Origin of the sequence: Flagellimonas maritima (assembly GCF_003269425.1) — a bacterium.
Classification (GTDB): domain Bacteria; phylum Bacteroidota; class Bacteroidia; order Flavobacteriales; family Flavobacteriaceae; genus Flagellimonas; species Flagellimonas maritima.
The window spans coordinates 1,908,579-1,932,564 of the sequence record NZ_CP030104.1 but is presented as its reverse complement, the minus strand read 5'-3'; the positions used below and the strand labels follow the sequence as shown (position 1 = coordinate 1,932,564).

Annotated in this window: 23 protein-coding genes; 17 read left to right on the top strand and 6 right to left on the bottom strand. The window is 37.0% G+C overall.

Going from position 1 to position 23,986, the window contains the following annotated elements; genetic code table 11:
• Positions 1-52 precede the first annotated feature (52 nt).
• A complete protein-coding gene (locus HME9304_RS08575; protein ID WP_112378196.1) occupies positions 53-874 on the bottom strand; it encodes a ZIP family metal transporter in 822 nt (273 codons plus the stop codon).
• Positions 874-1,530 carry a metal-dependent transcriptional regulator gene (locus HME9304_RS08570; protein ID WP_112378195.1) on the bottom strand — a complete coding sequence of 219 codons (657 nt, stop codon included), beginning with the start codon at positions 1,528-1,530 and terminating at the stop codon, positions 874-876. The genes HME9304_RS08575 and HME9304_RS08570 overlap by 1 nt, the downstream gene beginning before the upstream one ends.
• A 236-nt stretch (positions 1,531-1,766) precedes the next feature.
• On the opposite strand from HME9304_RS08570, the gene HME9304_RS08565 reads away from it, so the two are divergent.
• Both HME9304_RS08565 and HME9304_RS08560 read left to right on the top strand, forming a co-directional pair.
• Positions 1,767-2,069, top strand: a complete 303-nt coding sequence (locus tag HME9304_RS08565; protein ID WP_112378194.1) for an antibiotic biosynthesis monooxygenase family protein — start codon at positions 1,767-1,769, stop codon at positions 2,067-2,069.
• 28 nt (positions 2,070-2,097) lie between these two features.
• Complete coding sequence (locus HME9304_RS08560; RefSeq protein ID WP_112378193.1) at positions 2,098-3,240, top strand: lycopene cyclase family protein; 1,143 nt, start codon at positions 2,098-2,100, stop codon at positions 3,238-3,240.
• Here the strand turns inward: HME9304_RS08560 and HME9304_RS08555 are convergent.
• Positions 3,237-4,220, bottom strand: coding sequence for a polyprenyl synthetase family protein (locus HME9304_RS08555; protein WP_112378192.1), 984 nt, complete (start codon positions 4,218-4,220; stop codon positions 3,237-3,239). The two genes, HME9304_RS08560 and HME9304_RS08555, sit on opposite strands and share 4 nt — an antisense overlap.
• Positions 4,221-4,341: 121 nt before the next feature.
• Here HME9304_RS08555 and HME9304_RS08550 point away from each other — a divergent pair, with 121 nt between their 5' ends.
• The 7 genes from HME9304_RS08550 (at position 4,342) to HME9304_RS08515 (ending at position 12,594) form a co-directional block, all read left to right on the top strand.
• Positions 4,342-4,884: an RNA polymerase sigma factor gene (locus tag HME9304_RS08550; protein ID WP_112378191.1), complete on the top strand. Its 543-nt coding sequence runs from the start codon at positions 4,342-4,344 to the stop codon at positions 4,882-4,884.
• An 11-nt stretch (positions 4,885-4,895) separates the two neighbouring features.
• On the top strand, positions 4,896-5,294 hold the full coding sequence (locus HME9304_RS08545; RefSeq protein ID WP_112378190.1) for a hypothetical protein: 399 nt from the start codon (positions 4,896-4,898) through the stop codon (positions 5,292-5,294).
• Positions 5,295-5,526: 232 nt separating this feature from the next.
• Positions 5,527-6,132 (top strand): TetR/AcrR family transcriptional regulator, encoded by a 606-nt coding sequence (locus HME9304_RS08535; protein ID WP_112378188.1) that lies wholly within the window; start codon positions 5,527-5,529, stop codon positions 6,130-6,132.
• Positions 6,133-7,467, top strand: a complete 1,335-nt coding sequence (locus tag HME9304_RS08530; protein ID WP_112378187.1) for a TolC family protein — start codon at positions 6,133-6,135, stop codon at positions 7,465-7,467.
• Between the two features lie 22 nt (positions 7,468-7,489).
• Entirely contained in the window at positions 7,490-8,665 is a 1,176-nt protein-coding gene (locus HME9304_RS08525; RefSeq protein WP_112378186.1) for an efflux RND transporter periplasmic adaptor subunit, read from the top strand.
• 17 nt (positions 8,666-8,682) lie between these two features.
• Positions 8,683-9,045, top strand: coding sequence for a four helix bundle protein (locus HME9304_RS08520; protein ID WP_112378185.1), 363 nt, complete (start codon positions 8,683-8,685; stop codon positions 9,043-9,045).
• Positions 9,046-9,084: 39 nt separating this feature from the next.
• Positions 9,085-12,594: an efflux RND transporter permease subunit gene (locus tag HME9304_RS08515; protein ID WP_112378184.1), complete on the top strand. Its 3,510-nt coding sequence runs from the start codon at positions 9,085-9,087 to the stop codon at positions 12,592-12,594.
• Between the two features lie 66 nt (positions 12,595-12,660).
• Here the strand turns inward: HME9304_RS08515 and HME9304_RS08510 are convergent, their stop codons facing one another.
• Entirely contained in the window at positions 12,661-13,011 is a 351-nt protein-coding gene (locus HME9304_RS08510) for a toxin-antitoxin system YwqK family antitoxin (protein WP_112379772.1), read from the bottom strand.
• A gap of 363 nt (positions 13,012-13,374) precedes the next feature.
• Here HME9304_RS08510 and aspS point away from each other — a divergent pair, with 363 nt between their 5' ends.
• The 6 genes from aspS (at position 13,375) to HME9304_RS08480 (ending at position 18,921) form a co-directional block, all read left to right on the top strand.
• A complete protein-coding gene (gene aspS, locus HME9304_RS08505; protein WP_112378183.1) occupies positions 13,375-15,123 on the top strand; it encodes an aspartate--tRNA ligase in 1,749 nt (582 codons plus the stop codon).
• A gap of 113 nt (positions 15,124-15,236) precedes the next feature.
• The gene (locus HME9304_RS08500) at positions 15,237-15,770 is read left to right on the top strand and encodes a hypothetical protein (RefSeq protein WP_112378182.1); all 534 of its coding nucleotides are present in this window, start codon (positions 15,237-15,239) and stop codon (positions 15,768-15,770) included.
• A complete protein-coding gene (locus HME9304_RS08495) occupies positions 15,742-16,575 on the top strand; it encodes a tetratricopeptide repeat protein (protein ID WP_112378181.1) in 834 nt (277 codons plus the stop codon). Before HME9304_RS08500 ends, HME9304_RS08495 begins: the two co-directional genes overlap by 29 nt.
• A gap of 28 nt (positions 16,576-16,603) precedes the next feature.
• Complete coding sequence (locus tag HME9304_RS08490; RefSeq protein WP_112378180.1) at positions 16,604-18,385, top strand: chloride channel protein; 1,782 nt, start codon at positions 16,604-16,606, stop codon at positions 18,383-18,385.
• Positions 18,382-18,645 (top strand): hypothetical protein, encoded by a 264-nt coding sequence (locus HME9304_RS08485; protein ID WP_112378179.1) that lies wholly within the window; start codon positions 18,382-18,384, stop codon positions 18,643-18,645. The genes HME9304_RS08490 and HME9304_RS08485 overlap by 4 nt, the downstream gene beginning before the upstream one ends.
• Before the next feature lie 81 nt (positions 18,646-18,726).
• Positions 18,727-18,921 carry a cold-shock protein gene (locus HME9304_RS08480; protein ID WP_112378178.1) on the top strand — a complete coding sequence of 65 codons (195 nt, stop codon included), beginning with the start codon at positions 18,727-18,729 and terminating at the stop codon, positions 18,919-18,921.
• Positions 18,922-19,198: 277 nt separating this feature from the next.
• Here the strand turns inward: HME9304_RS08480 and HME9304_RS08475 are convergent, their stop codons facing one another.
• Complete coding sequence (locus HME9304_RS08475; protein WP_112378177.1) at positions 19,199-19,648, bottom strand: nucleoside deaminase; 450 nt, start codon at positions 19,646-19,648, stop codon at positions 19,199-19,201.
• 82 nt (positions 19,649-19,730) lie between these two features.
• Here HME9304_RS08475 and dxs point away from each other — a divergent pair, with 82 nt between their 5' ends.
• Together dxs and HME9304_RS08465 are read left to right on the top strand one after the other, a co-directional pair.
• Positions 19,731-21,506 (top strand): 1-deoxy-D-xylulose-5-phosphate synthase, encoded by a 1,776-nt coding sequence (gene dxs / locus HME9304_RS08470; protein WP_112378176.1) that lies wholly within the window; start codon positions 19,731-19,733, stop codon positions 21,504-21,506.
• Positions 21,497-22,555 (top strand): DUF3078 domain-containing protein, encoded by a 1,059-nt coding sequence (locus tag HME9304_RS08465; protein WP_112378175.1) that lies wholly within the window; start codon positions 21,497-21,499, stop codon positions 22,553-22,555. Before dxs ends, HME9304_RS08465 begins: the two co-directional genes overlap by 10 nt.
• Here HME9304_RS08465 and dgt read toward each other — a convergent pair.
• Complete coding sequence (gene dgt, locus HME9304_RS08460; protein WP_112378174.1) at positions 22,552-23,910, bottom strand: dGTP triphosphohydrolase; 1,359 nt, start codon at positions 23,908-23,910, stop codon at positions 22,552-22,554. The two genes, HME9304_RS08465 and dgt, sit on opposite strands and share 4 nt — an antisense overlap.
• Positions 23,911-23,986 lie beyond the last annotated feature (76 nt).

Genomic DNA, 23,986 nt, shown 5'->3' with positions numbered 1-23,986 from the left:
ATAAAGTATTGGTCTTAAAGATTTATGAAATATATATTGGAATAAGATGATTTTACCCCAACCCTACATCCAAAATCATCATTATGATGAATCCACCAATGAAACCCATTGTGGCAATGTCAGTATATTTATCTCTTTGAGTTTCTGGAATTACTTCCTCTACCACTACAAAAATCATTGCTCCCGCAGCAAAAGATAGCGCATAGGGCAAGATCGGTTCAAAAGTAAGAACTGCCCAAGCTCCCAAAACTGCCGCAATGGGCTCTACCATTGCAGAGGCCTGACCAAACATAAAGCTTTTTGTTCTGCTCAATCCCTGCCTTCGCAAGGGCATTGCCACAGCAAAACCTTCTGGGAAATTTTGAAGACCTATCCCTAGTGCCAAAGCTACAGCACCACCAATGGTTGCGCCATCAAAACCTGCCGCTACACCCCCAAAAAGTACCCCAACAGCCAAACCCTCGGGAATGTTGTGCAAAGTAATAGCCAAGGTCAGTAAGGTTGTCCTATGCCAAGGTGTTTTAACTCCTTCGGCTTCGCTCTCTTTAAAATTAATGTGTAAATGAGGCAACACTTTATCCAATCCGAAAATGAAAAGAGCTCCCAATAAAAAGCCAACAGCTGCTGGGATTACTTTTACAAAACCCTCTCCTTCACTCATCTCGATTCCTGGGGCCAAAAGACTCCAAAAACTTGCGGCAACCATTACGCCACCGGTAAAACCAAGCATTCCATCCAACAAAGCTCGGTTCATTCCTTTAAAGAAAAAGACCAATGCTGCACCGGCAGCAGTTAGCCCCCAAGTAAATAGTGTAGCATAAAATGCCGCCAAAATAGGATCTATACGCTCAAAATATTGAATCACCTGTTCCATTAGTCGTGCTTTTTTACATAAAGATTGGATGCTATCTGATGTGATATATGGAACTCTTTTTCTTCCATTTTTATATGAAGGGAATCATCAAAATCCTCTTTTTCCAACACAGTCATAGTGTTTCCCAGAGCAATTTTATTTTTGTCCAAAAATTTTAAAAAAGTAGTCGATGTATCTTTTACACCTACACAGACAGCTTTTATGTTCAAAGGCATCTCGCTGAGTAATTGTTTGTCCCTTTCCATAAATTTTCCATCCTTGCTCGGAATGGGATCTCCATGGGGATCATACTTTGGAAATTCTAAAAGCTCATCTATTTTGTCTATTAATTTTTCACTTTTAATGTGTTCCAACTGTTCTGCAACTTCATGAACTTCATCCCATGAAAAGTCCAACTTTTTAACGAGAAACACCTCCCATAATCTATGTTTTCTAATAATGGAGAGAGCGGTCTTCTTTCCAAAACTAGTTAGGGAAACCCCTTGGTACGGAACGTAGTTTATCAAATTTTTTTCTGCCAGTTTTTTGGCCATATCCGTTACAGAAGATGGTTTAGTTTTCATCTGTTCCGCAATTGAGTTGGTAGCGACCAATTCACTATTATTCCCTCCCAAATGAAAAATTGTTTTTATATAATTCTCCTCTGAACGTGTCACACAACTAGTTTTTCCAAAAATACGTTTTTATTCATAAAAACATATTTTTAGATATGTCTAAATATTGTTGCTGCATATAATTATAGCAATGCATAAACCTATTTATTGATTATATATTAAATGAACTAAGTATAGAAAGTAGGTAGTGTTAATTTTTTTCCCAGTAAGAATCCCCATAAATCCTAATCTTTAATTATAATATTGTCATATAAAGACCAACAATAAATAATTGGCCCATGATTGCAAGGATTTGGCACGGAACAACTAAAGCGGAACACTATGAAGCGTATACATCTTTCATGAAATTAAAGGCAATACCCGACTATAGTAGCACCGAAGGTTTTGTAAAACTTTCTTTTTTGCGAAGAATAGAAGAAGGTATTGCCCATTTTCATTTAATAACATATTGGACAAGTCTTGAAGCGATCAAAAATTTTGCAGGCAATGATTATGAAATAGCAAAATACTATCCACAAGATAAAGACTATCTACTTGAGTTTGAAGAAAAAGTAAAGCACTATGAGGTCTTTACGGAATAAACTATTTTACATTCCTTATTTTTGATCAATGCCCAACTACGATTATATCATTATTGGTGGAGGAGCTTCAGGTTTGTTATTGGCCCATACTTTTGCCAGTGATGATTTCTTCAAATCAAAGTCTATCCTTATTCTGGATAAAGATGATAAGACCAAAAATGACCGAACTTGGTGTTTTTGGGAAAAAGGTGACGGTAAATTTGATCATCTTTTATATAAAAAATGGTCAAAGATTTATTTTGCGGGCAAAAAATTGAGACTTTCCAAATCAATAGAACCTTACAGCTATAAAATGCTCAGGGGAATCGATTTCTATAATCATTACATAAAAATTGTAAAGGCCTCTCCCAATATTACTTGGATAAAAGACCATGTTACAGATATACGGGAAAACGGAAATGGAGGGATTGTATCGACACAAACTAAAAGCTATTCCGGTAAAATTATTTTTAATAGCATTTTTGACTATACGAAAGTTCAGAGTCAAAAAAAATATCCTGTACTGCAACAGCATTTTTTGGGATGGTTCATAAAGACGGATAATACTATTTTTAATCCTGATGAAGCTACCTTCATGGACTTTTCAATTCCCCAGAAAGGGAATACGCGTTTTATGTACATATTGCCTTTTTCAAAAAATGAAGCACTTTTGGAATATACCTTATTTTCTGAAGCTCCTCTTGAACATTCAGAATATGAGGAAGGAATTCTGGATTATATAGAAAATAAACTAGACTGTCCTAATTATACTATTTTAGAAAAAGAACACGGAAATATTCCCATGACCTGTTATGAATTTCACCAACATAATTCTGACAGCGTAATGAATATTGGTATCGCAGGAGGTTGGGCAAAACCAAGCACAGGTTTTACATTTTACAACACAAGCAAAAAAGTGGATGCTCTGATAGTGCATTTGAAAAAGAACAGGCCATTGTCCCAGTTTCATAAAAAGGATAAGTTTTGGTTTTACGATTTATTGCTTTTGGACATTCTTTATAGGACCAATCATTTAGGACAATCCATATTTGAATCGTTGTTCAAAAAAAGAAAGCCACAACTCATCTTTAAATTCTTGGACAATGAAACCAGCTTTTGGGAGGACCTTCTTATAATGTCAGCTCCAAAACCACTGCCATTTGTCAAAGCCTTGTTCAAAAGGCTGTTCTAAACTGTTCGCCCCATCAGATTTTTTCCAAATTCCCTTAAAACAAGCTTGTTGGGCTTTGAAATATTTACCATCTCCAAGGCGCTGAAAGCCCTTTCTGTATATTCATGAATTGCTGCTTTGGTTTCTTCAACTGCCCCGCTTTCCTTAAAAATTGTTTTCACGGTTTCCACTTTGGTATCGGAATCTTCCGGTTTGATTGAATATAGATGCATAAGAGCCTCTTTTTGTTCTTTTTTACCCAGCTCCAGTGATTTTAAAAAAAGAAATGTCTTTTTATTTTCTATAATATCCCCCCCTACCTGTTTTCCAAAAGTTTCGGGATTGCCAAAAGCATCCAAATAATCATCTTGTAATTGGAAAGCGAGACCCAAGTTTTTACCAAAATCATATATAGCATCAGCGTCTTTTTCTGGAGCATTGGCGACAATAGCACCCATTTTCATAGCAGTAGCTACCAAAACGGCCGTTTTGTAGGCTATCATCTTTAAGTACTCCAAAATGGTTACATCTTCCCTAGTTTCAAAGTCCACATCGTACTGTTGTCCTTCGCATACTTCAATAGCGGTTTGGCTGAACAAAGAGGTAAGTTCCTTGAAGACTTCGAGAGGATAAGATTCAAAAAATTGATAGGATTTGATGAGCATGGCATCCCCGGACAAAATACCTGTATTTATGTCCCACTTTTCATGAACTGTAGTTTTTCCTCTTCTTAGTGGGGCATCATCCATAATATCATCATGTACCAAGGAAAAATTGTGGAACATCTCAACTGCCATGGCCGCATTCATCGCATTCATTGTGTTACTTCCAAATAGCTCTGCGGACATTAAGGTCAAAACAGGGCGTAAACGCTTCCCGCCCAAACCGAGTATATATATTATAGGTTCATATAGGTTTTCTGGTTCTTTAAGTTTGATTTGTCCCTCTAAATGGGAAACGAACAGTGCCCTGTACTGGTTTATTGATTTCGGATTCGTCATAACTCAAAAATACTGTCAATAAATCAAGTTTAGCAAAATTTGAAAAAAGTTTATCTGAAAAAACGCAATAGATTTGAAAACCTTCGTCTTTATGATTGAAGATAGCAAACAGCTTATTTGAATGGTTTCCAATAAAGAGAATTATAAGAAACTTACGGCTTTTTTTGATGAAGAATATAATTCTTTGCGAGGGTACGTGCATTCAAAAATTACGGACACCACGGAGCGTGATGCGGAAGATATTATTCAAGATGTTGCGCTAAGAGTATTTTCAAGGTCAGAAGAAGCTTCACCAATAAATAATATTGCCGGATTCGTTTACAATGCCATTAAAAACAGAATCATTGATATTATGCGAACCAAAAAAAATAATGTGGAAGACAGCGACGAAATTGAAAAGCAATGGGAAGATTTTGCAGAATTATTTTATGGCAATGCGGACGACCCTTATTCAGAAACTTTGAAAATTGCACTAAAAGTCGCAATTAAAAGTCTAAGACCGGAATACCGCGATATTATCATAGCTATCGATTTTGAAGGATATTCCTATAGGGAAATTTCTGAGCAAACCAATATTCCCCAAGGCACTTTAATGTCAAGAAGGCATCGAGCGCTGTCCTTATTATCAAAAAAATTAGAACTGGAGAAAATAAAAAGAAAATAAAAAGAAAAATTATGGATAGAAGAGATAAATACGAAAGAAAAGTTGAAAAATATGTGACCAAAGGATTCAAGATATTTTTTATGATCCTCCTTGGAATCATATTCATTTTTTTAATGGGCTATGCATTCATGCTTTTATGGAACTGGCTAATGCCAGAACTTTTTGGATTGGTCGTTATTAGTTACTGGCAAGCTATTGGGCTTCTCGTCCTAGCAAAAATCTTGTTTGGATTTGGTGATAAGTCCCCTAAAGGAAGGGGTTCTAAAAACAAACACCAAAATAAACTAAAAAGGTTTTGTGACTCCAAAAAAGAATACTCCCAGTGGCAACATTACGATCAATTTTGGAAAGAAGAAGGCGAACAAGCTTACAAAGAATACTTGCAACGCAATCAAAAAACAGATCAATGATTTCCAGAAATAGTGTTTCCATTGTAAGAAGAAGGATGAAAGCTAATACAGCATATATTTTCATGTATTCAGGAAATAAAACGACAATTCAGTCCAAAATAAATTCACATTTTCGTCTTCTTAGTGTTGATCATGGTAAGAATATTGAAAACAAACAGGACGTTAAAAAAATGTAAAACTTTGGAAACTTTTTTTGTTTCTAAAGTTTCCATGTTTATTTTTGGCGCTCAATATGAGAGAAAAAATATTACACAGAGCTACAGATTTATTCCTTAACCTAGGTTTTAAGAGTGTTACCATGGATGATCTGGCAAATGAAATGGGGATTTCAAAAAAGACAATTTATTCTCATTTTGAGAATAAGACCAAACTCATAGAGGAAAGCACCATGGATCTGTTCTACTGTATTTCTGACGGAATCGATGACATTATCGCTCTTAAAAAAAATCCGATCGAAGAATTATACGAAATCAAAAAGTTCGTGATGTTACATTTAAAAGACGAGAAATCATCACCGCAGTACCAACTTCGAAAATATTATCCAAAAATTTTCGAAACCTTAAAAAAGAAAGAGTTCGAAGTTATGCAGGAATGCGTGGTCGATAATATAAGACGAGGAATGGAAATAGGAATATATCGCGAAAACCTGAACATACAGTTTGTGGCGCGCATCTACTTCTCCGGAGCGGTAAGCCTCGGTGATCTCGACCTTTTTCCATCGACCATGTTTACAAAAGTTGAACTCGAGGACTATTACCTAGAATATCACTTAAGGGGAATCGTAACCCCAAAAGGAAGAAAAATATTAAACGCAATCATCAACTCAAACCAAGAATAAATGCGAATCATCACTTTATGTTTCTTATTAATTTTGCCTTGTCTTTCCAATGCCCAGGAAAGTCCAAATAATTTTAGTCTTGACGAAGCCATTATTTATGCCCTACAAAATAACTATAAGGCTATCAATGCCGATAGGGATATTGTAGATGCCCAAAAACAAAAATGGGAAACCATTGCTACAGGACTGCCACAGATAGATGGAACCGTTAACTATCTAAACCAATTGGAACAACAAGTAGTTCAGCTACCTGGAGAAATTATACCAGATGGTGAGCCCGGCACTTTTGTCGAAGTTGTTTTTGGACAGCCCCAACAAGCCACTGCTACCGCTACTTTAAGACAGCAAATCTTCGACGGCTCATATATTGTAGGCGTACAAGCAACTAAAGCTTTTTTGAGCTATAGTCAAAATAACAAGGAAAAAACGGACTTGGATGTTCGCAAAGCGGTAGTAGAGGCCTATGGAAATGTGCTTCTAGCCCAAGAGAGTGTGTTGATTTCTGAAAACAATAAGGCCACTTTAGAAAAGAATCTTTTTGAAACTAAACGGATTTTTGAAAACGGACTTGGAGACGAAGAAAGTGTGGACCAATTGCAGATTACACTATCATCAATAGAAAATCAGTTAAAAAACGCCAAACGATTAGAAAAAATAACGCTTCAGATGCTAAATCTAATCATGGGATTGCCTATTGGTTCTCCTACAACTTTAACGGAAGATTTGGATGACCTCGCCCAAGAAAAAATAGATTTGGGCGTATTGGATGCAGAATTAAAAATGGAAAACAATGTTGACTTTAAGCTTGCCAACAATTTAAATGAACAACGCTTCTACGAATTAAAACTGGCAAAAAGTAGGGCTTTGCCAACTTTAAATGCTTTTATTAACTATGGTGGACTTTCCTTTGGAGATAGTTTTACTTTTTTGGACCGCGGACAAGACTGGTTTGCTTTTTCAAACTTTGGGGTAGACTTGAATATTCCAATTTTTAGTTCATTGGGAAGAAGTGCTAGCACACAGAGAGCCAAAATAGCTTTGGAAAAAGCAAAAACACAATTAACAGAGGCCGAAGAGCAAATTCGCCTACAATTGGAAACTGCAAAAAGCGATTATATTTTGGCCATTGAGGAATACGGTACCTCAAAAGAAAACCTAAGACTTGCAGAGCGCATTGAAAACAAGAACCAAATAAAATACTCAGAAGGTATTGCCACCAGTTTTGAATTAAGACAGGCACAGACACAGCTCTATACCACACAACAAGAATATCTACAATCCATGGTAGACGTAATCAATAGAAAAACAGACCTGGAAAACATATTGAATCAATAATCAAAAAGAAAACCATACCATCATGAAAACAATTATATATTCATTACTAGCGGTATTCGTTTTATCTTCATGTGGAGAAGGCGATAAAAATTCCGTGGAAAGCGTTATTGCCAGCAACGATCTGGATGCCATGCGCGCTAAACAGAGTGAGATTTCAGAACAGCAAAAAGCATTGGAAAGTAAAGTGCAATTACTTGATTCCGCTATTGCAACTTTAGATGATAATGCAAAGCTCCCTTTAGTAACTACCATAGAAGCAAAATCTGAAAACTTCGATCACTATTTGGAACTTCAAGGCGATGTAATGACCAAACAGAACGTACTCATTTACCCAGAAATATCCGGGACATTACAACGCGTCTATGTAAAAGAGGGGCAAAAGGTTTCAAAAGGGCAATTGTTGGCCTCCATAGATGATGGGGGATTATCGAGCCAGTTGGCACAAATGAAAACACAATCTGAATTGGCCAAGACCACTTTTGAACGCCAAAAGAGACTTTGGGAACAGAATATTGGCTCAGAAATTCAATACTTACAAGCAAAAACAACTTACGAAGCACAAGAAAGTGCTGTAAAACAGATGCAGAGCCAAGTTTCTAAATCAACTATTAGAGCTCCATTTTCCGGTATTATTGACGATGTAATAAAAGATCAGGGAACTGTAGTGGCACCAGGCCCTGGTTCTGAAGTTTTTAGGATAGTCAACCTATCTAACATGTACATTGAAGTAGAGGTACCTGAAAGTCATCTGCCAACCGTAACTGTGGGAAAAAATGTAAATGTTTATTTTCCCGTACTGGGTGACAGCGTCACAACAAAAGTAAGACAAACTGGTAATTTTATCAATCCAAGCAATAGGTCCTTCACAGTGGAGATTCCTGTTCCAAGCAGCGATGGTAGGATAAAGCCAAATTTAACAGCTAGAGTTATGATAAACGACTATACCAATGAAAGCGCTATTTTGATTCCCCAAAGCATTGTATCTGAAAATGCCGCAGGACAACAATATGTTTATTTGGTAGAGAACGATTCGGTTTCTTCCGAAGCTATCGCCACTAAGAAAATCATTACCACCGGGAAAACCCAAGGAGATTATGTTGAGGTGCTGTCTGGGATAAACAATGGCGACGGGGTTATAGACGAAGGTGCCAGGAGTGTAAAAGAAGGGCAAAAAGTTAGAATCAAAAATAGTATATAGTCTTTAGTCGATAGTCTATGAACTCTGCTCACTTCTCTTTTGAAGATTTAAAAGTGTATCAAAAATCCTTAGATTTTGTGGATGATGTCTATGAACTATGCAAAGAATTTCCAAAAGAGGAAACCTATAGACTAACATCTCAATTTACAAGGGCGTCCACATCCATTCCTTTGAACATTGCTGAAGGTGCTGGAGATACCAACGCTCAGTTCAATAGATTTTTACAAATCGCTATGGGTTCTATTAAAGAAAGTGTTGTTCGTATAACTATCGCACGTAGACAAGCATATATTTCAAACCACAAGGAAATGAAATTAAAAAGTCAACTTGTTGAATTATCAAAAATGTTGACAAGCCTTCAAAACTATCTTAAGAAATAAAAAACTAACGTCTATCAACTATAGACTAAAGACTTAAATATGAGCAAACAAAAGAAAAAAGTAGACAAAGAGTTTAAGCTATCGTCTTGGGCCATTGACAATAAAACAACGATGTATGTTTTAATTGCCGTCATTCTCTTTTTGGGGGCTTCAGCCTATTTTAGTATGCCAAGAGAGAGCTTTCCGGAAATAAAGGAAACCAAAATATATATTAGCTCATTATATCCCGGAAACACCGCAGAGGATATTGAAAAACTGATTACCGATCCGCTGGAAGACAACCTTAAAACGGTTAGCAACGTTATCGAGATTACATCAACATCGCAAGAGGATTATTCTATGATTATCGTAGAATTTGATGAAAGAATTTCTGTAGAAGCTGCCCTGCAAAAAGTAAAAGATGAAGTGGATACCGAAACTTCTGGGGAAGATTGGCCCACCTTTAATGGGGCAAAAGTCGAGCCGAATGTGTTCGATCTTAGTATGTCCGAAGAAATCCCTATCCTGAACATTAATATTTCCGGTGATTATCCAGTAGATAAACTCAAAGAATATGGTGAATATTTGGAAGATGAAATTGAAGGGTTGCAGGAAATAAAGCAAGTGGATATTAGAGGCGTACAGGAAAAAGAAGTGGAAGTTGCAGTCGATATCTATAAAATGATGGCCGCGCAAGTAAGCTTCGATGATATCATTAATACCATAAGCAGAGAAAACATGACGACCTCTGCTGGCAATCTCATTACGAGTGGCCAACGCAGGACCATTAGAATTGTTGGTGAAATCGATGAGCCTGAAGAACTTGAAAATTTTGTGGTCAAGTCTGAGAACAACAACCCGATCTACTTAAAGGATATTGCCAAAGTTTCTTTTAAAGAAGAAGATAAAACAACTTTTGCCAGGGAATTTGGTCATCCTGTAGTCATGCTGGACGTTAAAAAACGTGCAGGGAAAAACATGGTTGCAGCGGCTGAACAAATTCAGGTAATGGTTGACGATGCGGTAAAAAATGTCTTCCCACAAGATGTAGAAGTAACCATTGCCAATGACCAATCCTCAAAGACCATAGGTCAGGTAGATGATTTGGTCAACAACATTATTTTTGGAATCATTTTGGTGGTTACCGTACTCATGTTCTTTTTAGGGTTTAAAAATGCGCTATTTGTAGGGTTTGCGATACCAATGTCCATGTTCATGTCTTTAATGATATTGAATCTTTTAGGCTATACCATGAACACCATGATTCTCTTTGGATTGATTATGGGTCTGGGTATGTTGGTTGATAACGGAATCGTTGTTGTAGAAAACGTATATCGTTTAATGGACGAAGAAGGGATGTCGCGAGTAGAAGCCGCTAAAAAAGGTATTGGGGAAATTGCATTTCCTATTATTATTTCAACACTTACAACAGTAGCTGCGTTTGTTCCACTTGGTCTATGGCCTGGAGTAATGGGACAATTCATGATTTACTTTCCTGTAACCTTGTCCGTGGTATTGGGTTCTTCCTTATTTGTAGCGATTTTTTTCAACTCAGTTCTGGTCTCTAAGTTTATGACGACAGAAGATAAAAGTATGCCACTGAAGCAGATTATAAGGATTACCGCAATTATAAGCGTCATTGGATTATTGATTCTGATTTTTGGTGGCGCTTATCGCGCGTTGGGTACTTTAATGATCGTAACGGCTATATTGTTATGGGGTTATAGGCTATTTTTAAGAAATTGGGCAGCTGGCTTCCAAAACAAGATTCTACCAAAGTGGGAGCGCTGGTATGAAAGAACACTTCGATTTTCGCTCAATGGAAGAAAGCCCATTTTTATAGCGATAGGAACATTTGTGCTATTAGTCATAGCATTCATGGGATTTGGTGCATCAGTGGGCAGTCAGAGAACCAAAGTGGAATTTTTCCCTGATAATACTCCCAATCAGATTATTGTTTATATCGAATACCCTGAGGGTACAGATATCAAAAAAACCAATACCATCACCAAGGATATTGAGCAGCGTGTTTACGACATTATCAATAAGGAAGCTTACATGAACGGTGACTTTAACTTTTTGACTGAAAGTGCCGTATCACAAGTTGGTGAAGGAGCTGGCAATCCACAAACTGATGGCGGCTCCGCTGCAGAAATGCCGCATAGAGGAAAGATTACGGCTACTATGCGTGAATATAAATTCCGAGAGGGAGCTGATAGTAATGAGTTGTTGAAAAAAGTTCAGGAAGCTTTGAAGGATGTATACCCTGGGGTAGCTATATCTGTTGAAAAAGATGCTGTGGGGCCACCGGCAGGGTATCCCATCAATATTGAATTGGAGGGCGATGACTATACTGAATTAATTGCTTCTGCTGAGAAAATGCGCAATTACATAAACTCCAAAAATATTCCGGGAATCGATGAACTTAAAATCGATGTGAACAAATCCAAGCCGGCTATGCTTGTAGCTGTAGATAGAAAGAAGGCAGGAGAGCTGGGCGTTGCCACTGGACAGGTTGGACAACAATTACGTAATTCAATTTTTGGGGCAAAAGCAGGAATTTATAAGGAAGACGGAGAGGATTATGACATATATGTTCGCTTTAATGAACAGAACAGATATAATACCAGCGCAATTTTCAATCAAAAAATTACGTTCAGGGATCAATCATCCGGCCAGATAAAGGAAGTTCCTGTGTCTGCAGTTGCAAAACAGGTAAACAGTTCTGGTTTTAGCGCAATTAAACACCGAGATGTAAGAAGAGTGGTTACTGTCTATTCGGCCCTGGCTCCTGGTTTTACAGATGCGGGTGCAATTGTTAGCAAAGTGCAGGATGAAATGCAAAATTTTGAAGGTATTCCAGACAATATTAAAGTCGATTATACTGGCCAGATTGAAGAACAAAACAAACAAATGGCATTTCTGATGGGTGCATTCTTTACAGGTCTTGGCTTAATTTTCTTTATACTGATTTTCCAATTCAATTCTGTATCCAAACCTGGAATCATCATGTTGGCTATTTTCTTGAGCTTGATTGGCGTTTTTGGGGGCATCGTTGCTACTGGTAGCGCTTTCGTTATCATGATGACGATGATGGGCATTATTTCATTGGCCGGTATTGTGGTTAACAATGGTGTTGTATTGTTGGACTATACCCAACTCTTGATAGATAGGAAAAAAGCTGCACTAAATCTCGAGGAAGAGGACTTACTGGAACCCGAAGATTTTATGGAAGCCGTAGTTAAAGGTGGTAAAGCAAGATTGAGACCCGTTTTACTTACGGCAATTACCACTATTTTAGGTTTAATTCCCTTAGCAACAGGATTTAACATTAACTTCTTTACACTTTTCAGCGAGTTCAATCCAAACATATACTTTGGTGGAGACAATGTTATTTTCTGGGGTCCATTGGCCTGGACAGTAATTTATGGATTGATAGTGGCGACGTTTTTAACATTGGTCGTTGTACCCATACTCTTTAGCCTTGTTTACCGAATAAAAGTTAGAATCAAAAAAAATAGGGTTAAAAAAGAAAGCAATAACAAAGAAACATTGGACATTGCTGCTTAACAATAATTTAAAATAAAAAAAAAGTCCGCGCTATAGCACGGACTTTTTTGTATGTACAATACTAAATTATTTGTCTATTGAAACCAATTCAGATTGATTCCAGTTTTTTACATTGACGATGCGGTTATCTGAAAAATCAACTTCTTTCAAAATTTGATCTTCCCAAAAGAACCATTTACCAGACTTTTTACCTTCGTTGTACTTGCCCGAGGCGATTTTTTTACCACTTATATTGTACATCAACCATTGTCCATGCAACTTACCTTTTAGTAAATAACCTGTTTGGGCTATTTCACCGTTTTCGTGAAAATATGTAGCTTTTACCATTTTCCCAACTTTTTCCAAAGTCGGTTCAGTGCCTTGAGCATATATACAAACCGAAAACATTACCGCTAAAAAAAATATTCCTTTCTTCATTATGTTATGGGTTTTGAACTTGTGTTTTAACATTAACGATACAAAGGTAAATATTATTTTACATTAAATACATATTTTAATAACAATTAATTTACATTAAATTAACTTTAAGTCTGTAAACTTCTTATTTACATTTATTTAAATATCTTTTAATAAAAAATTTTAAGTTATTTTATCGATTAATTTTAGCCGTGTAGCGTTTAAAATCAAGTACTAAAGTCTTGTTCTGATTGTTAAACACATTAATTCCTATGGTTCTTCAACTATTCAAAATCTCTCCCAGATTTATAATACCTTATAAAATACTTATATCTAGTTATAATTATTTCTATTCCTATTAAATTTGCCGTTCAGATAAATAACATGTTTAGAAGCATTACTTGCGGTGATCTAAGGATATCGCACATTGAGTCAGAAGTTGTATTAAGTGGATGGGTACACAAAGTAAGAAACAAGGGATTTGTTGTTTGGGTCGACCTGCGTGATCGGTATGGCTTGACCCAGTTGGTTTTTGACCAAGACCGTACCTCTAAAATTCTTTTGGAGAAAGCATCATCCTTAGGGCGCGAAACCGTAATAAAAATTAAAGGGAAAGTGATAGAAAGAGCTTCTAAGAACCCCAATATTCCAACTGGTGATATAGAAGTATTGGTTACTGATCTCGATGTGCTGAACGAATCCATATTACCTCCATTTACTATTGATGATGATACTGACGGCGGCGAAGACATTCGAATGAAATACCGCTATTTGGACATTCGAAGAAAACCGGTCAGGGACAATCTTATTTTCAGGCACAAGGTTACCATGGAAGTCCGCAATTATTTATCAAATCAAGGATTCATAGAAGTTGAGACCCCATACTTGATAAAATCGACACCTGAAGGCGCAAGAGACTTTTTGGTGCCCAGCCGAATGAACGAAGGACAGTTCTATGCACTACCACAATCTCCACAAACTTTTAAGCAATTGCTTATGGTAGGTGGAATGGACAAATATTTTCAAATAGTAAAGTGCTTCAGGGATGAAGACCTAAGAGCGGACAGGCAACCCGAATTCACCCAAATAGATTGTGAAATGGCATTCGTGGAGCAAGAAGATATCCTAAAAACATTTGAAGGATTGACAAAACACCTGTTAAAAGAAATCCGCGGCGTAGATTCAGGTGATTTCCCAAGAATGACCTACGATGAAGCCCTGCGCTTGTACGGTAACGACAAACCTGACATTCGCTTTGGAATGCAATTTGCTGAACTGAATTCAGTATGCCAACATAAAGATTTCAATGTGTTCAATTCCGCTGAATTGGTAGTCGGCATAGCAGTTCCGGGGGGCGCTTCTTATACACGCAAAGAAATTGATAAACTTATAGATTGGGTCAAAAGACCCCAAGTAGGGGCCAAGGGCATGGTCTATGTAAAATGTAATGAGGATGGGACCTACAAATCTTCTGTAGATAAATTCTATGATCAAGAAGATTTGGCAAAATGGGCAAAAGCAACAAACGCAGAAAAAGGAGACCTTATATGCGTTCTTTCGGGAAATATTAATGAAACAAGGGCTCAATTAAGTGCACTCCGCATGGAATTGGCAGAGCGATTGGGACTAAGAAAATCCAATGAATTTGCACCGCTATGGGTTGTAGACTTTCCCTTATTGGAACTTGATGAAGAAACAAATACCTACCATGCCATGCATCACCCATTTACTTCTCCTAAACAAGGACAAATGGAATTACTGCAAACCAACCCGGGAGAAGTAAAGGCCAATGCTTATGATTTAGTTTTAAATGGAAACGAAATAGGCGGAGGTTCCATTCGTATACACGATAAGCAAATACAGGCGACCATGTTCAAGCACCTTGGTTTTACTCCAGAGGAAGCAAAGGCACAGTTTGGGTTTTTAATGGATGCATTTCAATATGGTGCGCCGCCCCACGGTGGTATTGCTTTTGGTTTGGACAGGCTTGTAGCAATTTTGGGAGGACAAGAAACCATTCGGGATTTTATAGCCTTTCCTAAAAATAATAGTGGTAGGGATGTAATGATTGATGCTCCTTCACCTATTAACAATGAGCAACTAAAAGAGCTGCATTTAAAACTTGATCTATAATTTTTTTATTTTGCAATAAGCCTACCTGCATTTTCAACCTCTAGTTTTGAAATAATTATAATCTATCGACTAAGTTATAGTCGATAGATTAAAAAATTTAATTGCAAAAACAGATGAAACCATTTTATCCCTTAATCGCAATAATGGTTGTTGCTACGATTGCCTTGATTTGGACTCCGGAGGTCAAAAAAAATCACGAATCTTTGACAGGTGTCAAAAAACACGAACATGACATTGGGTATATTGATCCTTCAAAAGCAAGACTCAATAAAGGATTCCATGTCTGTAATAAATCTAGGATTTTTCAATATTATAATCCGGAAAAAGCAACTTACAGTAAAGGAAAAAATGGTTTGCGCCGTTTTATTCTAGAAAATTATAAAAACAAAAATTACAATGATTCGGGATATTTGACCATCCGTTTTGTTATCAATTGCAAAGGTAAAGCTGGACGGTATATCATTCATGAAAATGACCTCAACCTAATGCCAAAACACTTTGATCCGGACCTTGTGGAACAAATATTTGAGCTTACTTCCAAATTAGAAAAATGGAACCCCAATTTTATATTCGAAGAATATAGAGATTCCTACATGTATTTATCTTATCGTATTGAAAATGGAGAAATTACAGAAATACTGCCTTAGTTTACTTTTGGTATTGGTACACTTTGCCTGTAAAGAAAAGGAGCCAAAACAAACAGTTGAACAAATAGCGGCACAAGCTGAGAAAGTATACAAAAAGGCTATTGAATATCCACAAGGCTCTCCAGAATGCATGAATTTGATTGAAGAAGCTATTCGCATTGATTCTACCTATGCTGAAGCCATTCGTGAACTTTCCATCGCTTACCTGAAAAGAGGTATACCGCATAAATGGAAACCAATAATAGATAGAGCAGTTCACTACAATCCAAGAACTTGGCAACCAGTAAGGGGTACTGCTTATTTGAAAGTTTATCGGGATTATGAAAAGGCAATTGCAGATTTTAATGCAACTGATACCATAACACCAAATTTTATTGACTATACTGGAGGTCATAGTGTTGATTACTGGAGAGCTATAGCGTATTTAGGACTTAAAGATTATAAAAACTGTATTTATTATTTTGACAAGCATATTAAAAAAGAGACCGAAGAAACAGGAGAGGATTGGGTAGAAATCAATGCTTTTTTATATAGAGGAATTGCTTATTTTGAATCTGGAAATACAACTAAAGCGCTTGAAAATTTCGAAAAGATCATTTATCATTTCAAAAATTCAGCAGATGCAGAATATTATATCGCTTTAATTCTCAACCAGAAAAAAGCGTATAAAAAAGCAAAATCACATATTCAGAAAGCAAAATTGGACTTTAAAAAAGGATTTTACAACAATGGTGTCTATGTAGAGCCTTTGCGACAAATTTACTGGGAAGATTTAGAAGAGCTAAGCAAGATTATTGGGAACTAAATCAGTACATTTAATTCAACCTTAACCCATGCCTAGCACCAAAAAAATTCTCACCAACTTTTTAAAATGGAGATACAGGCACATCTCCAACAAGACGTTTGTTCACCTCATGAGTATCGTCGTTGGGTTATTGGCAGGTTTAGCTGCGGTTACATTAAAAAATACTACATATTTTATAGAGGCTTTGTTGAAAAAAGGTGTTGTCTTTTCAGAAAATCAACTCTACTTCATCTTGCCTATTATTGGTCTCACTTTGGTCTATATATATGTAAAATTTGTACACAAGCACCCAATACAGCATGCTGTCTCATCCATTATCTTTTCTCTTTCAAAAAAAGGGGGGCTGTTACGTTTAAAAGATATATATACGCCATTGATCGCAGCACCATTGACCGTTGGCTTTGGTGGTTCTGTGGGTTTGTTGGGGCCTGCGGTCAAATCCGGTTCTGCAATAAGTTCAAATCTTAGCAGACTATTTCATATTGATGCAAAAGTTAGGTCCTTATTGGTGGCATGCGCATCCGCAGGTGCAATTTCTTCCATATTTCAGTCACCCATAGCTGCTATTATTTTTGCTGTCGAAGTATTTACGTTGGATTTTACGATGCTCTCCATGTTGCCTTTGCTTTTGGCATCGATTTCAGGAGTACTTACCTCCTATTTCTTTTTGGGGAACGAAACACTTTTTAGTTTTTCATTGTCCGAAGGGTTTCAGCTTGAGGATACTTTTTTTTACATTTTACTAGGAGTGGGCACTGCATTCTCTTCCATATACTTTACCAAAATGTATTTTGTAATCTTTGATTTTTTCAAACGCTTTAAAAGTCCAAAATATAAGCTTTTGGTTGGTGGTATCGCAATTGGAATTATGCTCTACGCCATACCACCATTGTATGGGGAAGGTTTTGGTTTCATCAATAATCTTTTAGACGGCAATCATATAAAAGCATTGGGGAAAACTCCCTTTGACACATACACAGATAATATTTGGGTTGTTATTGTACTTTTATTCGGCATCACGATTTTTAAGGCCATAGCCATGACGACCACTTTTGCTGCTGGTGGTGCTGGCGGAATATTTATACCTACAATGGTTATGGGCAGTGCCTTTGGAAATGCAATGGGAAAAGTTATCAATAATCTGGGATTGGGATTCGAGGTTTCAGAAAGTAATTTTACGCTAATTGGTATGGCAGGATTGATTGCTGGTGTTATTCATGCCCCATTGACAGCCATCTTTTTAATTGCAGAAATAACTGGGGGATATCAACTTTTTGTCCCATTGATGATTACTGCATCAATTTCCTATTTAATCACTAAAAATGCATTGGACTATACTATATATACCAAAGAATTGGCAAAGATTGGAGCTGTATTGACCCACAATAAAGATCAGATGGTACTGGGCCTTATGGAGTTGGACAATGTTATCGAAAAGAATTTCAAGTCTGTGCATCCAGAAATGTCCCTCGGACAAATGTTGCATGAATCAGTTTCAGTATCAAAAAGAAATATCTTTCCGGTTTTGGACGAGGAAGAAAAGTTGATGGGTATAATCGTATTGGATGACATTAGACAATTGATGTTCGATACTGAATTGTACAATACAATTTTTGTTAAAAATCTGATGCATGCGCCCCCAGAATATATTTTTCATGAAACAGATAGCATGCAACAAGTCATGCGAAAGTTTCAAGATAGCGGAGCTTGGAATTTACCTGTGATTAAAGAAGGAAAATATATTGGTTTCATTTCTAAATCAAAACTTTTGACAGCATATCGCAGAAAATTGATAAATTATTCCCGATGAAACTTAAAATAAGATATTTAATAATACTGGTTCTATTGGCTTCCTTTAGTTCGATCATCTACGGTTTTACGATAAAAGAAGATATCCCGGTAACTGCAAATAAATACATTGGCTTTGGTACATTAGGACTTTTCTTGGTCGCAATGCCGCTTTTTTTGGCTACAGAAAGCAGAGGAAAAAAAATGAAAGATTATATGCTAACCAACGAAAACATTAAAAAAATGCAGGGCAAGGATAAGGAAAACCCTGAAAATCAATAATTTTCACAAGATTTAAAACCTAATTTGTATAGGTATATTCAAAATATCCTACTTTAGTATTTTAACTATTTATTTAATTTCATGACTGGTACAGTAAAATTTTTTAATGAATCCAAAGGTTTTGGATTCATTACCAACGACGACACAGGAAAAGACATTTTCGTTCATGTTACCGCATTGAACGGAGTAGAATTGAACGAAGGCGACAAAGTGGAATACAAAGAGGAAGAAGGAAGAAAAGGAATGGTTGCTACACAAGTGCAAGTAATTGCGTAACAATATTGTATTCTTGATTTGATTACGACCCCGATGGATTGATCGGGGTTTTTTAATTTAATATAAGTTCTATATAAAATAGTAACGAATTGTAGACAAATTCCATTAAATAGGGTGGACCGTTGCTTCGAGCGCAGTCGAGAAGTCTTCATGATTTTAATTTCAAGCTGGCCTCGACTTTAGTTTATCTTGGGCTGAGCCGAAAGACTTGACCTGACATAATTTTATAAAAAATTGAAAATAAGGACTATGATCTGAACCTTATGTCGAACTCACTTTAATTTAGATTTCTTCTTTGTATAAAAAATCGTTTCAACAATTCTGAAGCTTCGTTTTCCATAATGCCTCCCGTAATCTCTGTTTTTGGGTGTAAATTTGTTCCCATAACGTTAAAGCCTCGTTCCAAATCCGCGGCCCCATATACAATCTTGGAGATTTGACTCCAGTACAAAGCACCCGCACACATTTGACAAGGTTCCAAAGTAACGTACAAAGTACAGCCATGTAAATATTTTCCGCCCAGAAAATTTGAGGCTGCCGTTATGGCCTGCATCTCTGCATGGGCAGTAACATCATTCAGTCGTTCGGTAAGATTGTATGCCCTACCAATAATCCTATTATCCACTACCACCACAGCACCTACAGGAACTTCACCATTTTTAAAAGCGTATTCGGCCTCTTGCAAGGCTTTTCTCATAAAGTAACTATCGTCAAAAGGATTTTGCACAATTTCAAAACAATTTTAAAAAAGGCTAAACTAAGCATAAAATCATTTTGCTGATTATAGGTACTTTTGTTTTTTTATTTCCTTGGAAGAAATTTTAGCACATATTAATGCCCCGCAAGACCTTAGAAAACTATCTCTGGAGAAGTTGCCCCAACTTGCTAAGGAGTTAAGGGATTTTATCATTGATATTGTATCCACAAAAGAAGGACACCTAGGTGCAAGTTTAGGCGTTGTTGAACTTACCATTGCACTACATTACGTTTTTAACACCCCCAAGGATAAACTCATCTGGGATGTAGGGCACCAAGCCTACGGCCATAAAATTTTGACAGGAAGAAAAAATATATTCGATACCAACCGACAGTTGGGGGGTATTAGCGGTTTTCCCAAACGGAGCGAAAGCGAATACGATGATTTTGGAACCGGACACAGTTCCACTTCTATTTCTGCTATTTTGGGAATGGCAATAGCCTCTAAACTGGACCATGATTTACATAAACAACATATTGCGGTCATCGGTGATGCATCTATTGCGAGTGGAATGGCGTTTGAAGGCCTTAATCATCTTGGCGTAACAGATGTAAATGTATTGGTAGTTCTAAACGATAATGCCATCGGTATTGATCCGAGCGTAGGTGCCCTCAAAAAATACTTGACCAATGTAAAGGACGGTACAGCAAAAGATGAGAATATTTTTGAATGCCTCAACTTAAAATATTCGGGACCTATTGATGGACATAATATTCCGGAATTGGTTCAAGAACTAGAACGACTTAAAAAAGTAAGTGGACCAAAATTGCTTCATATTATTACCACTAAAGGGAAAGGTTTAAAAAAAGCCGAGGACAACCAAGTCACTTATCATGCCCCGGGCAAATTCAATAAAAGCACAGGAGAGCAGATTAAAAGCATTAAACAAAAAGAACCACCAAAATATCAAGACGTATTTGGGCATACCATTGTTGAACTTGCAGAGCAAAATAAAAAAATAGTGGGCATCACTCCTGCCATGCCCACGGGCAGTTCATTAAAATTTATGATGGATGCAATGCCCGAAAGGGCTTTTGATGTCGGTATAGCCGAGCAGCATGCCGTAACATTCTCAGCAGGTATGGCAACACAGGGCTATGTTCCATTTTGCAATATCTACTCCACTTTTTTACAGCGTGCCTATGACCAAGTCATTCATGATGTTGCTTTGCAAAAACTTCCGGTCATTTTCTGTTTGGACCGTGCTGGGCTCGTGGGACAGGATGGGCCCACGCATCACGGCGTATTTGATATTGCCTATTTAAGATGTATTCCCAATCTAATAGTTTTTGCGCCAATGAACGAAATGGAACTCCGCAATATAATGTACACAGCCCAAAATGGTTTGGATTTGCCCATTGCCATACGATATCCTCGTGGCAAGGGTGCGACCTTAAATTGGAAGAATAAATTTGAAGCCATAGAAATCGGGGCCGCTCGCTGTCTAAAAGAAGGATCTGACATTGCAATTCTCACTATTGGCACCCTTGGTAATCAAATTTACACACTATTGGAAGAATTGGAAAATTCCCAAGTCGTAGGGCATTTCGATATGAGGTTCATAAAACCTTTGGATAAAAAAATGCTAAAAGAAATTTTTAGGAAATATAATCATATCATTACTATTGAAGATGGTTGTAAAACAGGAGGGTTTGGGTCTGCTGTTTTAGAATTTGCAAATATTGAAAACTTTTCGACCCCAGTTAAAATCTTTGGTGTCGCCGACAAATTTATATCCCATGGAACAATTGATGAAACTTGGGAAATGGCCGGTATAGATTTTGATGAAATAAAAAATTATATTAAATCAACCTCACCATGCGACTGACTTGCTTTTTCGCTGTTTTTTTCTTTCTTTCCTTATCATTACAAGCACAAGTAAATCCTTTAAAAGTTTTTGAAAGGGATACCACGGCATCAAATTTTCAAGTACAGCGCATAAAAGATATCAAACTAAAGTATATTACCAGGGGCGCGAGACTTACGGACCCGAGAACTGTACTGAACAGGGTGAAACCCGTTCGCAAAAGATACAAACGCTTTAAGCCACAATCGTTTTGGACCAAAATAAATGAGTTTGGACTGAACATTAACGAAGTAGCCTTTGTAAACTGGAACGCGGGAGGGGAAAACTCCGTTTCCGCTCTAGGTAGTGGACGTTTTGTAAGAAACTATAAGTTTAGATACCTCAACTGGAACAATGAAGCGCAGCTCAGGTACGGTATCAATGCCCAAGAAGGAAGAAAGCTTAGAAAAACAGATGACCAGATTCGCTTGGCCTCTGCCATAAGCTTTAGAAAGGATACTATCACTAGTTGGTATTATTCGTTCAAAGCTACGTTCAATACACAGTTTTCCAATGGTTTTAAATATCCGGACAGAGATACTCCAATCTCCAGGTTTATGTCCCCGGGATATTTATTTTTAGGAGCAGGTAAGTCATACATTCCTGAGGGAGGCAAATTCAACTTATATATATCCCCTCTTACCCAAAAAGCAACGTTTGTGCTGGATAAGGATTTATCAGAACAAGGTGCTTTTGGTGTAGACCCAGGGGAAAGTATCTTTATGGAAATTGGATTTTTAATAAATAACTCATGGGAGACCGAGATTTTAAAAAATGTCATTATGAACCATAGGGTCAGTCTCTATACAGATTATCTTTTGAGTTTTGGAAACGTTGATGTGGATTGGGAAATGAATTTTAACCTAAAAGTCAATAAATTCATCAATGCCAATATAGGCACCCATGTAATTTATGATGATGATATCAAATTTGACGAAGAACTTGCAGAAGATGGCACTATAATTAACCCGGGAACACCCAGAATACAATTTAAGCAATTATTGGGAGTGGGCTTGACCTATGCTTTCTAAATATGCTTGCCCATCAATTTTTTATGAATATGTACCGCTGCACTATCTGATAAACTTGCAACAAAACAGCAGGTATCCAGCAAGATCTTATAGATGGATGCATCTGTACTTTGATAATTTTCCGGTAGACTTTGTACCAATAGCTTATCATAATTGCTCTGCTTTCCCTCTTTTTTATGTATTAAAGCAGTCGCATAAGTATCAAGTATATCTGAAATAATTCTATACCCAGCCAATTCCTTATCGATTACCTCGTTGGATCTGTATATTTTTTCAACACTTAATTTTATAATATCGTCCACTTGCGCTTTATAACTTCCCCTGTCCAATAAAGCGCTATTAAAGGCTCCTGACAAAATCTCACCTTCATTCTTTTCAAATACTTCCACTGCATCCATAATCAAAGTATTTATGGCCAATGCCCTTAGATAGCTCAATCTGTCATTGGAATATTTGATTACATTGTATTTTTTGGTATTTATAGAGTGCTTTACCAAGTTTATGAGATATTCCAGAGCATATTCCTCGGGTATCAAGCCTAGATTGATGCCATCTTCAAAATCGATTATCGTATAACAGATATCATCCGCTGCCTCTACCAAATATGTTAGTGGATGTCTGTAGTATCCTGTCTGGGTATGATTAGGATTCACCGCAAGACCTATCTCATCTACAACCTCTTTAAAAAAATCTTTTTCCGATTGAAAAAAGCCAAATTTTTTATCAGCAATATGATTGGATGGTTTCTTTGGCAATGATGCTTTGGGATATTTGATGAATGCCCCCAAAGTTGCATAACTTAAGCGAAGACCGCCAGGAACGCCTTCTTTGGATTCAGTCAATAATTTGAATCCATTGGCATTTCCTTCAAAATCAACTAAATCCTGATACTCTGCACTAGAAAGAAAATCTTTATATTTTTTCCCTTTGCCCTGTTCAAAAAAACTCCCTATTGCTTTTTCTCCACTATGTCCAAAGGGCGGATTGCCTATATCGTGAGCTAATGCAGCGGCAGCCACTATAGCGCCAAAATCATTAAAATGGTAGCCGTGCACTTCGTTTAAATGTGGATTTTTATTTATGATTCTTTGACCGGCAATACGTCCCAAACTTCTGCCCACTACAGAAACTTCCAGACTGTGGGTAAGGCGCGTATGCACAAAATCCTTTTTGGAGCCCAGGCTAATAGGGAGTGGAATAACCTGTGTTTTATCTTGAAGACTCCTGAACGCTGATGAGAAAATTATCCGGTCATAATCCACCTCAAAACCCAAACGTGTTTCTTTTTGTTCTTTTCGTAGTCTTTTATGTGTGTCACCAAAACGTTTCAATGAAAGCAAACGTTCCCAATCCATAAGTATCTTGATTTTGGACGAAGATATGCCAAAAGATAAATTTCAGCTTCATGCCTTTAAAATAATCAAGATTTTC

Bases quoted from the DNA above. Each gene is read 5' to 3' on its own strand.
- HME9304_RS08575 (WP_112378196.1), bottom strand. From the start codon at position 874: ATGGAACAGGTGATTCAATATTTTGAGCGTATAGATCCTATTTTGGCG.
- HME9304_RS08565 (WP_112378194.1), top strand. From the start codon at position 1,767: ATGATTGCAAGGATTTGGCACGGAACAACTAAAGCGGAACACTATGAA.
- HME9304_RS08560 (WP_112378193.1), top strand. From the start codon at position 2,098: ATGCCCAACTACGATTATATCATTATTGGTGGAGGAGCTTCAGGTTTG.
- HME9304_RS08555 (WP_112378192.1), bottom strand. From the start codon at position 4,220: ATGACGAATCCGAAATCAATAAACCAGTACAGGGCACTGTTCGTTTCC.
- HME9304_RS08550 (WP_112378191.1), top strand. From the start codon at position 4,342: ATGGTTTCCAATAAAGAGAATTATAAGAAACTTACGGCTTTTTTTGAT.
- HME9304_RS08545 (WP_112378190.1), top strand. From the start codon at position 4,896: ATGGATAGAAGAGATAAATACGAAAGAAAAGTTGAAAAATATGTGACC.
- HME9304_RS08535 (WP_112378188.1), top strand. From the start codon at position 5,527: ATGAGAGAAAAAATATTACACAGAGCTACAGATTTATTCCTTAACCTA.
- HME9304_RS08530 (WP_112378187.1), top strand. From the start codon at position 6,133: ATGCGAATCATCACTTTATGTTTCTTATTAATTTTGCCTTGTCTTTCC.
- HME9304_RS08525 (WP_112378186.1), top strand. From the start codon at position 7,490: ATGAAAACAATTATATATTCATTACTAGCGGTATTCGTTTTATCTTCA.
- HME9304_RS08520 (WP_112378185.1), top strand. From the start codon at position 8,683: ATGAACTCTGCTCACTTCTCTTTTGAAGATTTAAAAGTGTATCAAAAA.
- HME9304_RS08515 (WP_112378184.1), top strand. From the start codon at position 9,085: ATGAGCAAACAAAAGAAAAAAGTAGACAAAGAGTTTAAGCTATCGTCT.
- HME9304_RS08510 (WP_112379772.1), bottom strand. From the start codon at position 13,011: ATGAAGAAAGGAATATTTTTTTTAGCGGTAATGTTTTCGGTTTGTATA.
- aspS (WP_112378183.1), top strand. From the start codon at position 13,375: ATGTTTAGAAGCATTACTTGCGGTGATCTAAGGATATCGCACATTGAG.
- HME9304_RS08500 (WP_112378182.1), top strand. From the start codon at position 15,237: ATGAAACCATTTTATCCCTTAATCGCAATAATGGTTGTTGCTACGATT.
- HME9304_RS08495 (WP_112378181.1), top strand. From the start codon at position 15,742: ATGGAGAAATTACAGAAATACTGCCTTAGTTTACTTTTGGTATTGGTA.
- HME9304_RS08490 (WP_112378180.1), top strand. From the start codon at position 16,604: ATGCCTAGCACCAAAAAAATTCTCACCAACTTTTTAAAATGGAGATAC.
- HME9304_RS08485 (WP_112378179.1), top strand. From the start codon at position 18,382: ATGAAACTTAAAATAAGATATTTAATAATACTGGTTCTATTGGCTTCC.
- HME9304_RS08480 (WP_112378178.1), top strand. From the start codon at position 18,727: ATGACTGGTACAGTAAAATTTTTTAATGAATCCAAAGGTTTTGGATTC.
- HME9304_RS08465 (WP_112378175.1), top strand. From the start codon at position 21,497: ATGCGACTGACTTGCTTTTTCGCTGTTTTTTTCTTTCTTTCCTTATCA.
- dgt (WP_112378174.1), bottom strand. From the start codon at position 23,910: ATGGATTGGGAACGTTTGCTTTCATTGAAACGTTTTGGTGACACACAT.